Source organism: uncultured Winogradskyella sp. (assembly GCF_947498005.1).
Classification (GTDB): domain Bacteria; phylum Bacteroidota; class Bacteroidia; order Flavobacteriales; family Flavobacteriaceae; genus Winogradskyella.
Genome location: NZ_CANMIW010000003.1, coordinates 282,175 through 297,133 on the forward strand (window position 1 = coordinate 282,175; position 14,959 = coordinate 297,133).

Here is a 14,959-nt window from a genome sequence, read left to right on the forward strand (position 1 = left end):
AATTATGAAACTTTATAGAAACTTTATAAAACGTTTATTAGATTTTACTGCAGCATTAATTGGTTTAATTTTAATTTCTCCAATCTTTCTAATATTAATTATAATATTAAGTATTTCAAACAATGGAAAACCATTCTTTTATCAGAGAAGAACTGGTAAACATGGCAATATTTTCACAATTATTAAGCTTAAAACAATGACTGATAAAACTGATGCAAAAGGTGAATTATTACCAGCATTAGAGCGTGTTACAAAAACAGGAGATATTTGTAGAAAATATTCTTTAGATGAAATACCACAGCTCATTAATATTCTAAAAGGAGATATGAGTTTAATAGGTCCTCGCCCACTTTTACCAGAATATTTACAACATTATAATAAAGAACAAAATAGAAGACATGAGGTAATGCCAGGTATTACAGGTTGGGCGCAAATTAATGGTAGAAATACCATTTCTTGGGAAGAAAAATTTGAATACGATGTTTATTATGTAGACAACCAGTCATTTGTTTTTGATTTAAAAATTTTATGGCAAACATTCTATAAAGTAATTAAGAAAAGTGATATAAATAGCTCTGAAACCTTAGATATGCCAATGTTTACAGGTACAAAACCAGCACAAGACAACTAATATTAATTTTAGAATAAGTTAATAATAATGAGGGAAATTACAGAAAAGAACGAGTGGAATACTATTTTAGAACAAATTGAAAATTACGATTTTTATCATACTTATGACTATCATAATATTTCTAAAAACAAGAATGAAACACCAATATTATTAACTTATACCGACGCAAAGTTTATAGTAGCCTTACCAATGTTATTAAGACCAATACCTAATACTGAGTATTTCGATCTAACTTCCGTATATGGTTACGCTGGTCCAATTTCTAACATTGACATTAATTCTTCGAATTTTGAAGGTTTTAAAACAGCATTCAACACCTATCTTGAGTCCAAAAATATAGTTTCTGTTTTTAGTAGACTTCACCCTTATTTAAAGCAAGAAAAAATAATAGAAAACTTAGGTGATACAATTAGTTTAGGTGAAGTAGTAAATATAGATATCTCATTACCAGTTGAGCAATCGCGCATGGCCTATGGAAAGTCTAATAAAAATCAAGTTAATAAATTAAGAAAACAATGCGAAGTTGTTAAAGCAGAATCTAAAGAAGAGATTTTAGAATTTGTAGATATTTATTACGAAAACATGAAACGTCTCGAAGCTAAAGAAAGTTATTTCTTTAGTAAAGAATACTTTCTTAACTTCATGGATATCAAAGATTTTGATACAGATATTTTATTAGTAAAGCATTTAGAAACAGGCGAATTCATTGCTGGCTCTATGTTTGTAAAAACTAAAAACATTGTTCAATACCATTTATCTGGTACACGTACAGAGCATTTAAGATTAAAACCTTCAAAATTATTCTTAGATGAAATGCGCTTGCAGGCCACTGAACAAGGATACAAAGTCTTTAATCTTGGTGGTGGTTTAGGCAGTGAACAAGATTCATTATTTGAATTTAAGGCTTCGTTTTCAAAAGATTTCAGAACATTTAAAGTTTGGAAATATATAGTGAACCAAAAGGTTTATGATGAATTGTCTCAAGGAAAACCAGATTCAGATTTCTTTCCTAAATATAGATCTTAAATAGTCATTAAAATTCAATTCGATTTAATTAAAGAAATTAGGAATAAAACACAAAGATTGATTAAGCTATTAGACTAATTATCTAATAGTTACATTATTTTTATTAATTCGTCAAAATTGATGCGAATTAACTGCAAAAAGCATCAATTATCACTGCTTTTTATCTGATTTATATACATTTACAAAAGGTGTTCAACATATATATCGTTTAAAGTAAACAGTTTATCGTAAATTATTATTTTTGTTTCTTTGTTTAAAGATTTAGGACTTATATTAGCACCTCAAATGCTATTAATTAAATAGGTCCCAAACACCTTTAATTATAAACTTTAGGTACAAACTTAAAGAACTAACCTATGAATGAAAAAATTTGGCTTTCATCACCACACATGAGTGGTAATGAACAAGCTTACATAAAAGATGCTTTTGATACTAATTGGGTCGCACCATTAGGTCCTAATGTAAATGGCTTTGAAAGTGATTTACAATCTTATCTTAAAGAAGATACACATGTTGCAGCATTGGCATCTGGTACTTCTGCCCTACACTTAAGTCTTATTTTATTAAATGTTGGTCAAGGAGATGAAGTTATCTGTCAAAGTAAAACCTTTTCGGCTTCAGCAAACCCTATCGTTTATCAAGGTGCAATGCCTGTATTTGTAGATAGCGAGAGAGAGACATGGAATATGTGTCCTGAACAATTAGAGATAGCGATTAAAGATAGAATTGAAAAAGGTAATAAGCCAAAAGCTATTATTGCTGTGCATTTATATGGTATGCCATACAAAGTAGATGAAATCAACAAAGTTGCTAAGGCTTATAACATTCCAGTAATTGAGGATAGTGCCGAGTCATTAGGTAGTCTCTACAAAGGTCAAAATTGTGGTACATTTGGCGATTTAGCAATACTTTCATTTAACGGAAATAAAATTATAACAACCTCTGGTGGAGGCGCGTTGGTTGCACCTACTAAAGAACTAAAAGATAAAGCTGTATTTTTAGCAACGCAAGCTAGAGATAATGCTCCACATTACTTACACTCTCATATTGGTTACAACTATAGAATGTCTAACATAGTTGCTGGTATTGGTCGTGGACAAATGACCATATTAGATAGCCATGTTTCTAAGCGTAGATCTAATCATGAATTTTACCAAAGTGAATTTAAGCACATAGATAAAATTTCATTTTTAAAAGAACCTGAAGGTTATTTTTCTAACCGTTGGTTATCCTGTATTTTATTAGATTCTAAAGATACAAGAGAAGGTTTACGGTTAGCTCTTGAAAAAGAAAATATAGAATCTAGACCGTTATGGAAACCAATGCATCAACAACCTATATTTAAAGATGCACCGAGCTACCTTAATGGAGTTTCAGATGAATTATTTGAAAAAGGACTATGTTTACCTAGTGGCTCTAATTTAACTGATATGGAGTTAGATAGAGTAAAAACGGCTATTAACTCATTTTTTGAAAAATGTTAGTAAAATACCTAAATAAAATATCGAAAAAATATGCCTCAAAGTGGATGGTACTGTTGTTTGATATAGCAATAGTAATTACAACATTCTTCTTTGCCTATCTAATACGTTATAATTTTACACTTAATTTTGACTATTATCTACTCATTGATCAAATTCCGTATGTAGCGGTTGTTGCTGCAATCAGTTTAATATCAGTCGGTATTTATAAAGGTGTTGTAAGGTTCACTGGTTTTAAAGATATTGTAAACATTATAATTGGAGCTAATATATTGGCAACTATATTAATATGCTTTACATTTTTAAGCAGAAAATTTATAGGAGAAGACAGCCTTTTCAGTATTTCGGGTTCTATTGTTTATATACATCTCTTACTTAATATTTTATTTTTAGTAGGGTCAAAACTCTTCATAAAATCAATTTATAATTATATAACCCAAGATTTTCAATCGATTTCAAAAGTTTTAATTTTTGGTGCAGGTAATTCTGGCATGTTAACTTATGATGCTATTGTGAATGACACAAAAAATGGAATTGATGTTGTTGGTTTTATTGATGATGATGAGCAAAAAATTGGAAAAAAAATAAACCTATTAAAAGTATACAGTGTTAACAGCATTGACGAAAAATTTATTAAAAAACATAATGTTGAAGATGTAATTATTTCAATTCAAAATATTGACCCAACCAGGTTACTTCAAATTACTGGAAATCTATTTTCATTAGGATTGAAGGTTAAAATTGTTCCGCCTGTTCAGAATTGGATCGATGGTGACTTAAGTGTTGGTCAGATAAAAGAAGTAAAAATTGAAGACCTACTTGGTAGAGACCCTATTAATATTAAGAACCCTGATTTAGAGGACCAATACGATAATAAAGTCATTTTAATTACAGGCGCTGCTGGTTCAATTGGAAGTGAAATAGCAAGGAAAGCAAGTTTATACAATTTTAAGAAATTAATCTTAGTTGATAATGCAGAATCTGCATTATATGATATTCAACAAGAGTTTAGGCAACAAGGTTTAGAAAATATTGAGGCCATTGTCGCCGATGTAAGAAACAAAACTAGAATTGACCAAATATTTAATCAATATAAACCTAAAGTCGTTTTTCATGCTGCTGCATATAAGCATGTCCCTTTAATGGAAAACAATCCTTTTGAGGCTGTAAGTGTAAATATTGGTGGCACTAAAAATGTTGCTGATATTGCTGTTAAACATAGTGTAGACAAATTTGTTTTAATTTCTACAGATAAAGCGGTTAATCCTACTAATGTAATGGGTGCCACAAAACGAATTGCAGAATTATATGTAACTTGCCTAAAAGGAAAAGGACATACAAAATTCATAACCACTAGGTTTGGTAATGTACTTGGATCTAATGGGTCTGTAATTCCTTTATTTAAAAAACAAATTGAAAAAGGTGGACCATTAACGGTAACACATAAGGAAATTACAAGATATTTTATGACCATACCAGAAGCATGTCAACTTGTATTAGAAGCTGCTGCAATGGGAAATGGTGGAGAAATTTTTGTATTCGATATGGGAGAACCAATTAAAATATTCAACCTAGCAACAAATATGATTATATTATCAGGCTTGAGATATCCTGAAGATATAGACATAAAAATAACTGGATTAAGGCCAGGCGAAAAAATATATGAAGAACTTTTAGCAGATGGTGAAAACACTAAGAAAACGTATCATGATAAAATAATGATTGCAAAATCTAGAAAAGTTGATATTGTTAGTGTAGAAAATCAGATAAATCAGTTAACTGCTGTTAATACGTTAACGCAACCATTAGAAATAGTATCTTCAATTAAGGAGTTAATCCCTGAGTACATATCTAATAATTCAACATATGAAGTATTAGACCAAAAAAAATAACCCAAACTATAAATAAACCTATAATTCTTATTATATGAAAACACGCATCCTAATCATATCAATTTTAGCAGTTTTTATTGCTACATCTTGTGGATCTAGAAAAAATTTCATTTATTTTCAAGACGAGCCTATAGAAGAAGGACAGTTAGTATCTGAACCTACTCAACTTATTTATAAACCGGACGATATTTTAACAATAAATGTATCTGCTAGAGATCCTGAAACCGTAAGACCTTTTAATTTGCCGGTAGTTTCTAATAATACCTCAGATGTAAGAAATGCACAAGGTACAATGCAACAGCAATCATATTTAGTTGATTATAATGGTAATATTGAATTCCCTGTTTTAGGTACTTTAAAGGTTGAGGGTTTAACACGTACTGATCTTACAGCATTATTAGTAGACAAAATAAAAGTAATGGCTACTGATCCTATTGTAAGTGTTCGTTTAGCCAATTTTACAGTTACTGTAATCGGTGAAGTTAAAAGTCCAGGTACTTTTACTATGCAAGATGAAAGAGTTACATTGCTAGAAGCACTTGGGTATGCTAACGATTTAACAATTTATGGAAGACGTAAAAATGTTAAATTAATTAGAGAAGTAGATGGCGTTAAGAAATTTGCTTTTATTGATTTAACTTCTATAAATACAGTAAATTCTCATTTGTATTATTTGCAACAAAACGATGTGATCTATGTTGAGCCAAATAATGCCAAAATAAGATCTTCATCATATAATCAAAATAATGGTGTTTTAATTTCTGCCATTGGTACGCTTACCACTATCTTAGCAGTATTTTTGATTAAATAGTAAAATTTTTAAAATCTATTATGGATTCCAAACCTACTGCTAAACCTAATGAAATTAGACAGAGTGTAGAATTATTTCTCTCTTATTGGAAGATAATTTTATTCTGTGTTGTCGTAGCAATTTTTCTTGGTTACACCTATTTACGTTATGCAACTTATGAGTATAGTGCTTCTGCTACTATAAAAATAAGGGATGAGAAACAATCTAAAAAACTACCATCTATTGGAGAAATGTCTACCGAAGGACTGTTCTCTGATGGTACTAATAAAATAAAAGACGAAATTGAAACGCTTCAATCTAGAACGTTAATTTCTAATGTTGTGAAAAATCTCAAACTTAATATTAGATGCTTCGCAGAAGGTAGTATTAAGGAAAGAGAAATTTACAATAATCCACCTGTAAAAATTGATTTTTACGCCGCTGACTCAATAATACATTTTGTTGATACCACTTTATATCTCAAAGTAAAATCACCAACAAAATTTTTGGCCTTTAAAAACGAAGGAAAGTCTTTATTAGATAGAGATGAGAAAAAAGGAAAGTCTTATAGTTTTGGATCTAGAATAAAAACTGGATTTGGAGACATGGTTCTAACACCAAATACAGGTAAGCATGCGCCAATTGTAGGAAGCAATCTAAAAATCACCATTAGTTCTGTAAGTAAACTTGTAAATAGTTACCAGAAGAAGATAAAAATCTCTTCAGAAACAGGGTCTAGTGTTTTGCATTTAGCATTAAATGAGAGTATTTCATACAAAGCAGTTGATATATTGAATGAACTCGTTTCTGAATATAACAAAGATGTATTAAAAGAAAAAGAAGAAGTTATTAAAGCTACGTCTGACTTTATTGATAATAGACTCGCGCAAGTATCAGAAGAATTAGAAAAAGTTGATTACACGGCTGAGAGCATTCAAAGAAAACAAGGTTTAACTGCATTAGATTCTCAAGCTGATTTAAATCTCCAAACAGGACAACAATTACAATCTGAAATTGCCACAACGTCAAGAAATATTCAATTAATTGATTATTTACAAGAAGACATATCAAGAACAGATAGAACAAGTGATTTATTACCTGCTGGTCTCGCTATTGGTGATGCTAACACCGACCAGGTAATTAAAAATCATAATGAGTTGGTTGCCAGACGAGATAATTTACTTAAAAATTCAACGGAACAAAATCCAGTTGTTATTCAGCTTAATAGTCAAATTTCAGCCTTAAAATTAAATATTCAAAGCTCTTTAAAAAATATAAAGTCTAGCTCACAAATGACTTTAAGTAGTCTGAGCAGAGAAAACAGTAGAATTCAGGGTAGACTCTCTACAGCTCCTACTAAACAAAGACAATTCAGAGACATATCTAGACAGCAAAATATTAAGGAATCACTATATCTATATTTACTTGAAAAGCGAGAAGAATCTGCTATTAAATTAGGTATGGATTCTCCGAATGCCAAAATTGTTGATATGGCATTTTCATCACATAGACCCGTTGCACCTAACCGAATGATTGTGTATATAGCCTCGTTGCTATTTGGCTTAGGTATACCAATTGCACTAATTTATATTTCTGACTTAATAAACACTAAACTTTATAGAAAAGATGATTTAGTAGATTTATTAGATATACCATATTTAGGTGATGTTCCAAAAACATCTAAAAAGCAAAAACTAGTTAAAAAGGTAGATTATTCACCAAAGGCGGAAGCATTTAGAATCATAAAGTCTAATATAGATTTTATGCTTAGAGATATCAAAGGACGTGCTAAAAAGATTTTTGTAACCTCTACGATTCCACAAGAAGGAAAATCTCATACTAGTACCAATTTAGCAACATCTATAGCTCACTCTGGTAAATCTGTATTATTAATTGAGACAGATATACGTGTACCTAAAATACTAGATTATTTAGAAATCACAGATCAACCAAAACAGGGATTATCAGACTATATAGCCGATCCTTCTATAAAACCTCAAAGCGTAGTATTAAAACATAAAGAAAATAAATTTTTAGACATTATACCATCTGGTACAATTCCTCCTAATCCTTCAGAGTTATTAATGAATGAAAGAGTAGTTGATTTGTTCACATATTTTGAGGACAAGTATGACTACATAATTGCAGATACTTCAGCAGTAGGAATTGTAAGTGATACGCTGTTGATTTCACATTTAGCGGATACTTTTATATATGTTGTGAGTGCTGCCAAAATAGACAGGCGTTTACTACAACATGTCGCACAACCATTATATACTGAAAAGCGATTACCTAGAATGACAATGCTTTTAAATGGTGTTCGTGCAGGTAATAAAGGATATGGTGGCTATGGCTACGGTTATGGTTACGGAAACAACCCTAATAAAAAGAAAAAATGGTATGAGTTTTATAAAAAATCATAACATTAAATAATCAAACAAAAAGCCACTTAAATAAGTGGCTTTTTGTTTTTATTCAAATACTTTTTAGTTTATGTACTATAATTTACGACGCCTCTTTTCAGCCTTTAATAAAGATAGCTCTCTACTTGTTTGACCTGCAACAGACGTGTTCTCTTCTGCCCTTCTTATTAAATATGGCATGACATCTTTAACCGGACCAAAAGGAATATATTTAGCCACGTTATATCCTTCTGCAGCTAAATTGAAACTAATATGATCACTCATTCCATATAATTGGCCAAACCACACATTATTATCCTTCTTAGATATATTGTGCGTTTCCATAAGCTCCATAGCTAAATAACAACTCAACTCATTATGAGTGCCAATAAACACAGAAATGTCTTTTAAATTTTGAATAATATAGTTTAGTGTTACATTAAAATTTTCATCTGTAACCTTTTTATTTTCACAAATTGGAGAATCATATCCTTTTTCTATCGCTCTTTCACGTTCCTTTTCCATATAAGCGCCTCGTACGATTTTCATCCCAATTTTAAAACCATTTAATTTTGCACGCTTGTGCAATTCTTTTAAATAATCAAAACGGTCCCAACGATAAAGCTGTAGTGTATTGTAAACAACTGGCACCTTTGTATTATAGCGACGCATCATTTCCTCTACCAAATCATCAGCAGCATCTTGCATCCAACTTTCTTCTCCATCGATTAAAACTTCAACGTCTTTCTCTTGTGCAAGTTTACAAACAGCGTCAAATCTATTTACAATTCTATCCCATTCAGCTTGCTCATCTTCTGTGAATGCTTTCCCTTCTGTCTTTTTTTGATATAAATAAAAACGTCCAAAACCTGTTGGTTTAAAAACCACAATAGGCATGGCTTCCTTCTCATCACAGAAATTAATAATCTTTAATATTTTTTCTAATGCACTATCAAATTGATTTTCAATTGCCTTACCTTCCACAGAATAATCTAATACAGAGCTAACACCTTCTGTATACAAATCGTCAATAACACATAAACAATCATCTTCATTTACACCTCCACAAAAATGGTCAAATACAGTAGACCTTATTAAACCTTCTACCGGCAAATGTGCTTTTAAGGCAAAGTTTGTTGCAGCTGTCCCTATCCTTACCAATGGTTGAGAAGAGATCATTTTAAATAAGAAATAAGCGCGCTCTAAAGCCGAATCGGACTTTAACACAAAGGCCGTTTTTGTATTCTCAAAAAGGGAACGATTTATCATTTTAATTGAAGTTTATATACAAATATATTTATTATTAGGTTCATTTTTATTGAAAAAGGAAGTATTTTCACCTAATCAAATTAGATCGTTCATAATGGATTCAATTTCAACCAAAAATGCAATCGTTTATTTTAATTCAGACGTTTATACAGAAATAAACAAGTACTTAGAAGTTAGCAAGCCTTCTAAAATATTTGTACTTGTAGATACAAACACGCACGAGTATTGTTTACCAAAATTCTTAAGCGAACTACAATCTGGAGATATTGCAATTGAAGTTATGGAAATGCCTAATGGAGAAGAGCATAAAACAATTGATATTTGCACAGGTGTTTGGGAAGCTTTATCAGAATATAATGCAGACAGAAAAAGTCTTTTAATTAATTTAGGAGGAGGCGTTGTCACTGATTTAGGTGGTTTTGTTGCAAGTACTTACATGCGAGGAATTTCGTATATCAACGTACCAACCTCTTTATTAGCAATGGTAGATGCTTCTGTAGGTGGAAAAACTGGAGTTGATTTAGGAGCCCTAAAAAACCAGGTTGGTGTTATTAACGAAGGCGAAATGGTCGCTGTTGATACTACATTTTTAGACACCTTACCACAGAACGAAATGGTTTCTGGTTTTGCAGAAATGTTGAAACATGGTTTAATTTATGACGAGAAATATTGGAATACCTTAACAAATCTTGAAGCTTTAGATATTTCAGATTTAGATCAACTTATTTACGATTCTGTGATTATAAAAAACAAAGTTGTTACCTCTGACCCAACAGAACAAGGCTTAAGGAAAATACTAAATTTTGGTCACACTTTAGGCCATGCCATTGAAAGCTATTTTCTTGAAAATGCTGACAAAACACCTTTACTTCATGGCGAAGCCATAGCCATTGGCATGATTTTAGAAACATATTTATCTACAAAAGTATGCGGACTAACTATTGATGCATTGCAAAATATTACTGAAGGTATCTTAAAAACGTTTTCAAAAGTTGAAATTTTAGATAACGATATAAAGACCATTATTACCCTTTTACAACATGACAAAAAGAACAGTCATGGTATAGTAAAATTTGTTTTACTCGAAGCTATTGGCCAACCTAAAATTGACTGCGTGGTAAGTAATGAACTTATTCTCGAAGCTTTTGAATATTACGCTAATTAAAGGTAACGATTATTAATAATTTCAATGTGGTGGTTTTCGTGTCCTATAGTAATATAAGCTAATGCTCTAACTGAAATAGGATAGCCACTAGCCTCTCCTATTTGTAATAATACTTCAGAATTAAAACTTGCATACAAGGCAATTGTTGCTTGTCTTACAGCAACAAATTCTTCTATTAGATTCTCCAATGAACGATGGTTAGCATAAGATTTGTCTACATAACCATTTTGTTCAAAACCAGGTAATGCTGTTTTATCATATCTTGCTACTCTTAAGGCTCTATAAGTAAATATACGCTCCGTATCTATAATATGAAGTAATATCTCTTTTATAGTCCATTTCTCTTCAGCATATTTATAATTGTGCTTATCCTCAGGAATTGCTGAGAAAAATGAAACCACTTTATCTAAATTTCCTTTTAAACCATCCACAATAGATGCATTTGTAGATTTTTCTATATACGACTTATAATAATAACCGTACTCATGTTCTCCAATTATAATTTTATCCATAGTTATGAGATATAAAAAAAGCCCTTAGCGATTAACAAAGGACTTTATTATCAATTATTTAATCGATTAACCTAACTCGTTAAAAATAGTATGCATTAATCGTTTTTTATCGTTCAGACTTTCCTCTAATGAAATCATAGTTTCTGTTCTATAAACACCATCAATATCATCTAACATAAAGATAATATCCTTTGCATGCATAGTATCTTTTGCTCTAATTTTACAGAAAATATTAAACTTTCCTGTTGTGATATGTGCTACAGTAACATAAGGAATTTCATTAATACGCTCTAATACAAACTTAGTTTGCGAAGTATTTTGAAGAAAAACACCTACGTAAGCAATAAATGAATAATCTAGTTTATGATAATCTAATGTTAATGAAGAACCTTTAATAATTCCTGCTTCTTCCATTTTTTTAACACGCACGTGAACTGTACCAGCAGAAATCAATAATTTCTTAGCTATATCAGTAAAAGGAATACGTGTATTATCGATAAGCATATCGAGGATTTGATGATCAACTTCATCCAATTTAAACTTTGCCATTATTTAATAATCTTTAGATTAAACGCAAAAATAACACATTTAATATAACGATAACGCATAAAAACTGAATAATTTTAAGAATTTAGTGAGATTCTTTCATTATTCAACAACACGAAATCGATTTCGTTACCTAGTTTTAGCTCTGTATTTGAAATTGTTTTTACCGTATTTCCATTTGCCTCTATTTCTTTGTGACCAAATTTAGATTCTAATTTAGAAATTTGAACAATTTTTGGAATAAAACAGACTTTATTATCCTTTAGCACTTCTTGAAACTGAAATGCAACATCAGTAAGTTGATTTTTAGTAGAATTCAGCTTTGCATTCCTTATAATAACATCATAAAAGCACTTCCCATTTTCTGGTATATCTAAATAAGCAATGTAGTTGTCTTCATTTATACCATCAGCAATAACATCTAATCCTTTTAAAAGTGACATAAACATCAAACGCCTTACGGTTTCTCTTTGGTAATCATCAGCAAAATGACCAGCTTCATATAATATAGTAGGTACTCCAAAATTTTGGAACGTGTCTCCTACACAATTAATATTGAATCCATCATCATATCTTCCAACAGCATTAGGAATCTCTTCTTGTAATAAATTATTAATCTCTGCGACTATGGCCATTGCCACTTTCCTATTCTTAGTAAGGGATCTTTCCTGATCTTGAGCAGGAGATAAAAACGACAATGTTGCGATATTATTCGTTTCACCAGCACTAAATATGGTGCGTTGACCATGAAGATTAAAACAATAATCTGGGAGAAATTCATTATAAGTACGTCTTAGGACTATACTTTCTGGCTGGCTTAAATCTTGTGCATCTCTATTTAAATCAACTAAATTGGCATTAATACGTGTATAACGTTCTGCACCATCTGGGTTTAAAATTGGGATTATAAGTAATGTGCAATTCTCTAATATCGTTTTTACAATGTCATTATGAGTTTCAAACAAATTAAAACAATCAAAAAGTGCTTTTGTCGATGTTGATTCATTGCCATGCATTTGCGACCATAACAAAATTTTCATTGGTCCATTCCCAAATTCAAAACTATAAATTGGTCGTTCCTCTACAGAATAACCAATAGTTGATATTCTAGATTTTGAAAATTTATCAAAACAATTTTCTATGTGAGAATTGGTAATATAACGTCCAGATAATTCCTTCGTTTTTACAGTTGGGAATATGGTGTTTAAAAGTTCTAAATTCATGTGCTTAAATTATCATTTGCAAATGTAATCATTTGATAATTTACAATTGTAAACAATCAATATCAGTTAATTTTTTACAACCGTAAACCTAAATGATATATTTTTCTGTGCGAAGCTATATTGAAAATAACAAATTCTAACTAATGCTCTAATTTATAATGTAAAATATTATTTATCAGTCAATTATATTCAAAAATCAATCTTATAGTTTAATACGAATACAATTATTAATTTATATTTAACACAAATTAAACACCTTTTGTTTACATTTGTGTACTAGTATTTACAATTATAAAGTTTACAATGATAAACTCTGTTGATTTTACAAAAAGACTTCAAAAAGTCATTGATTTTTACAACGAAACAGCTTCAAGTTTTGCTGAAAAAATTGGTGTTCAACGCTCAAGTATTTCGCATATTTTATCTGGAAGAAATAAGCCAAGTTTAGACTTTGTGATGAAGGTTCTACACTCCTATCCTGAAGTAGAATTATATTGGCTCATGAATGGAAAAGGTAATTTTCCGAGTGATTTAAAAAATTCAGAAAATCAAAACTCTCAAATAACCGAAACTAAAACTCCACCTCAATTACCTATATCAGAATCCAATTCTGATTCCGATATTGAAAAAATTGTCATATTCTATAAAGACGGAACTTTTAAAAGTTATAAGCCCTAATATTCTTTTTACTATTCATTATCTTTGTTAAAAAGATTTTATGAGAGTAATAATTTTACTTTTTTCACTGCTATTTTTAACGAGTTGTTATGAAACTGAAAGAAATTGTACAGATTTTAAAACTGGTACTTTTGATTTTACATATACGCTAGATGGTGTAGAACAAACAACACGCTTTACACGAACAGAAAACTTCAATATAGATTATCATAACGGGAAAGTAGACTCATCTTCCGTGAGATGGATAAATGATTGCGAGTTTATACTTAAGAAGTTACATCCTACTAGTAATTCTGAAAAAGATGCTATTCACATGAAAATATTATCTACTTCTCAAGACTCATATATGTTTGAATATAAATTAGCTGTTAAGCGACCAAACAAACCGCTTAATGTTGAAAAAGGTATTGCTGTAAAAATAAAATAATTTTATGTTAGATTTTCTACTTACTTCAGATGCTATAATGGCATTGTTAACCTTAACGTTTCTTGAAATTATTCTGGGAATAGATAATATTGTTTTTATATCTATTGCTGCTAATAAACTTCCAGAACACCAACGAAATAGAGCAACCAACATTGGCTTAATTCTAGCTATGGTGCAACGTATTATACTACTTTTCTTTGTGTCATTTTTGGTTGGTCTAAGTAAGCCATTTTTTACCGTAGACAATAATTGGCTTTCCATTGGAGTCAGTTGGCAAGCGATTATTCTGTTTGCTGGCGGTTTGTTTTTAATTTATAAAAGTACTTCAGAGATAAGAGAAAAGGTCGAAAACCCGTCTCACGATGAAGATGAAGTTAAATCTAAGCCTATAAAATCTCTTAGTAATGCTATTGTTCAAATTGTTATTATTGACTTTATATTCTCTATAGACTCCATACTTACAGCAGTTGGTATGACAAACGGATTGCATCCTAACCATAATTACACTTTAGTTTTAATGATCATAGCAGTAATGATATCAATTGGCATTATGATTGGTTTTGCAAACCCAATAAGAAAATTCATAAACGCTCATCCTAGCATACAGATACTAGGTTTAGCATTCTTAATTTTAATTGGATTTATGCTCATTACAGAAGCTGCACACCTCTCACATACAGAGTTTTTTGGCAAATCCGTTGGCGCAATTCCTAAAGGTTATCTATATTTTGCTATAGCATTTTCATTATTCGTAGAATTTATAAACTTTAAAACGACGAAGAAAAAATAAATACAACTTTAAAATTGAAAAAAATTAAAGTTGTAGAACGTTGTTTTTAATCCGCTTAACTAAAATTCCTCATCTAATTAGGATACGCGAATTTGGTTTTACTATATTTCGACAAAATTAACATGTT

14 protein-coding genes are annotated in these 14,959 nt (G+C 30.5%); 10 read left to right on the forward strand and 4 right to left on the reverse strand.

Going from position 1 to position 14,959, the window contains the following annotated elements; genetic code table 11:
- Window positions 1-4 precede the first annotated feature (4 nt).
- The 6 genes from Q0891_RS07040 (at window position 5) to Q0891_RS07065 (ending at window position 8,243) form a co-directional block, all read left to right on the forward strand.
- A complete protein-coding gene (locus Q0891_RS07040; RefSeq protein ID WP_299100158.1) occupies window positions 5-631 on the forward strand; it encodes a sugar transferase in 627 nt (208 codons plus the stop codon).
- 27 nt (window positions 632-658) lie between these two features.
- Window positions 659-1,657 carry a peptidoglycan bridge formation glycyltransferase FemA/FemB family protein gene (locus tag Q0891_RS07045; protein ID WP_299100160.1) on the forward strand — a complete coding sequence of 333 codons (999 nt, stop codon included), beginning with the start codon at window positions 659-661 and terminating at the stop codon, window positions 1,655-1,657.
- Window positions 1,658-2,013: 356 nt separating this feature from the next.
- On the forward strand, window positions 2,014-3,141 hold the full coding sequence (locus Q0891_RS07050) for an aminotransferase class I/II-fold pyridoxal phosphate-dependent enzyme (RefSeq protein ID WP_299100162.1): 1,128 nt from the start codon (window positions 2,014-2,016) through the stop codon (window positions 3,139-3,141).
- On the forward strand, window positions 3,135-5,030 hold the full coding sequence (locus tag Q0891_RS07055) for a nucleoside-diphosphate sugar epimerase/dehydratase (protein WP_299100164.1): 1,896 nt from the start codon (window positions 3,135-3,137) through the stop codon (window positions 5,028-5,030). Before Q0891_RS07050 ends, Q0891_RS07055 begins: the two co-directional genes overlap by 7 nt.
- Window positions 5,031-5,064: 34 nt before the next feature.
- Window positions 5,065-5,841 carry a polysaccharide biosynthesis/export family protein gene (locus Q0891_RS07060; RefSeq protein ID WP_299100166.1) on the forward strand — a complete coding sequence of 259 codons (777 nt, stop codon included), beginning with the start codon at window positions 5,065-5,067 and terminating at the stop codon, window positions 5,839-5,841.
- Between the two features lie 20 nt (window positions 5,842-5,861).
- Window positions 5,862-8,243, forward strand: a complete 2,382-nt coding sequence (locus tag Q0891_RS07065; protein ID WP_299100168.1) for a polysaccharide biosynthesis tyrosine autokinase — start codon at window positions 5,862-5,864, stop codon at window positions 8,241-8,243.
- Window positions 8,244-8,318: 75 nt separating this feature from the next.
- Here the strand turns inward: Q0891_RS07065 and Q0891_RS07070 are convergent, their stop codons facing one another.
- The gene (locus Q0891_RS07070) at window positions 8,319-9,491 is read right to left on the reverse strand and encodes a proline dehydrogenase family protein (RefSeq protein ID WP_299100170.1); all 1,173 of its coding nucleotides are present in this window, start codon (window positions 9,489-9,491) and stop codon (window positions 8,319-8,321) included.
- Between the two features lie 94 nt (window positions 9,492-9,585).
- Between Q0891_RS07070 and aroB the strand changes: the two genes are divergently transcribed.
- A complete protein-coding gene (gene aroB, locus Q0891_RS07075) occupies window positions 9,586-10,656 on the forward strand; it encodes a 3-dehydroquinate synthase (protein ID WP_299100172.1) in 1,071 nt (356 codons plus the stop codon).
- On the opposite strand, the gene Q0891_RS07080 is transcribed toward aroB, so the two are convergent.
- The 3 genes from Q0891_RS07080 to Q0891_RS07090 form a co-directional block, all read right to left on the reverse strand.
- Entirely contained in the window at window positions 10,653-11,168 is a 516-nt protein-coding gene (locus tag Q0891_RS07080; RefSeq protein WP_299100174.1) for a DinB family protein, read from the reverse strand. The genes aroB and Q0891_RS07080 overlap by 4 nt on opposite strands.
- A gap of 66 nt (window positions 11,169-11,234) precedes the next feature.
- Window positions 11,235-11,717, reverse strand: a complete 483-nt coding sequence (locus Q0891_RS07085; protein ID WP_299100176.1) for a winged helix-turn-helix transcriptional regulator — start codon at window positions 11,715-11,717, stop codon at window positions 11,235-11,237.
- Between the two features lie 74 nt (window positions 11,718-11,791).
- The gene (locus tag Q0891_RS07090) at window positions 11,792-12,937 is read right to left on the reverse strand and encodes a M14 family zinc carboxypeptidase (RefSeq protein ID WP_299100178.1); all 1,146 of its coding nucleotides are present in this window, start codon (window positions 12,935-12,937) and stop codon (window positions 11,792-11,794) included.
- Between the two features lie 303 nt (window positions 12,938-13,240).
- On the opposite strand from Q0891_RS07090, the gene Q0891_RS07095 reads away from it, so the two are divergent.
- Genes Q0891_RS07095 through Q0891_RS07105 form a run of 3 tightly spaced genes read left to right on the forward strand, consistent with a single transcriptional unit; the run spans window position 13,241 to window position 14,832 of the window.
- The gene (locus Q0891_RS07095; protein WP_299100180.1) at window positions 13,241-13,615 is read left to right on the forward strand and encodes a helix-turn-helix transcriptional regulator; all 375 of its coding nucleotides are present in this window, start codon (window positions 13,241-13,243) and stop codon (window positions 13,613-13,615) included.
- A gap of 40 nt (window positions 13,616-13,655) precedes the next feature.
- Window positions 13,656-14,042 (forward strand): hypothetical protein, encoded by a 387-nt coding sequence (locus Q0891_RS07100; RefSeq protein ID WP_299100182.1) that lies wholly within the window; start codon window positions 13,656-13,658, stop codon window positions 14,040-14,042.
- Between the two features lie 4 nt (window positions 14,043-14,046).
- On the forward strand, window positions 14,047-14,832 hold the full coding sequence (locus Q0891_RS07105) for a TerC family protein (RefSeq protein WP_299100184.1): 786 nt from the start codon (window positions 14,047-14,049) through the stop codon (window positions 14,830-14,832).
- The last annotated feature ends 127 nt before the right edge of the window (window positions 14,833-14,959 follow it).

What these genes read in the sequence shown, in the direction of transcription:
- Q0891_RS07040 (WP_299100158.1), top strand. Translation starts at nt 5, where the DNA reads ATGAAACTTTATAGAAACTTTATAAAACGTTTATTAGATTTTACTGCA.
- Q0891_RS07045 (WP_299100160.1), top strand. Translation starts at nt 659, where the DNA reads ATGAGGGAAATTACAGAAAAGAACGAGTGGAATACTATTTTAGAACAA.
- Q0891_RS07050 (WP_299100162.1), top strand. Translation starts at nt 2,014, where the DNA reads ATGAATGAAAAAATTTGGCTTTCATCACCACACATGAGTGGTAATGAA.
- Q0891_RS07055 (WP_299100164.1), top strand. Translation starts at nt 3,135, where the DNA reads ATGTTAGTAAAATACCTAAATAAAATATCGAAAAAATATGCCTCAAAG.
- Q0891_RS07060 (WP_299100166.1), top strand. Translation starts at nt 5,065, where the DNA reads ATGAAAACACGCATCCTAATCATATCAATTTTAGCAGTTTTTATTGCT.
- Q0891_RS07065 (WP_299100168.1), top strand. Translation starts at nt 5,862, where the DNA reads ATGGATTCCAAACCTACTGCTAAACCTAATGAAATTAGACAGAGTGTA.
- Q0891_RS07070 (WP_299100170.1), bottom strand. Translation starts at nt 9,491, where the DNA reads ATGATAAATCGTTCCCTTTTTGAGAATACAAAAACGGCCTTTGTGTTA.
- aroB (WP_299100172.1), top strand. Translation starts at nt 9,586, where the DNA reads ATGGATTCAATTTCAACCAAAAATGCAATCGTTTATTTTAATTCAGAC.
- Q0891_RS07080 (WP_299100174.1), bottom strand. Translation starts at nt 11,168, where the DNA reads ATGGATAAAATTATAATTGGAGAACATGAGTACGGTTATTATTATAAG.
- Q0891_RS07085 (WP_299100176.1), bottom strand. Translation starts at nt 11,717, where the DNA reads ATGGCAAAGTTTAAATTGGATGAAGTTGATCATCAAATCCTCGATATG.
- Q0891_RS07090 (WP_299100178.1), bottom strand. Translation starts at nt 12,937, where the DNA reads ATGAATTTAGAACTTTTAAACACCATATTCCCAACTGTAAAAACGAAG.
- Q0891_RS07095 (WP_299100180.1), top strand. Translation starts at nt 13,241, where the DNA reads ATGATAAACTCTGTTGATTTTACAAAAAGACTTCAAAAAGTCATTGAT.
- Q0891_RS07100 (WP_299100182.1), top strand. Translation starts at nt 13,656, where the DNA reads ATGAGAGTAATAATTTTACTTTTTTCACTGCTATTTTTAACGAGTTGT.
- Q0891_RS07105 (WP_299100184.1), top strand. Translation starts at nt 14,047, where the DNA reads ATGTTAGATTTTCTACTTACTTCAGATGCTATAATGGCATTGTTAACC.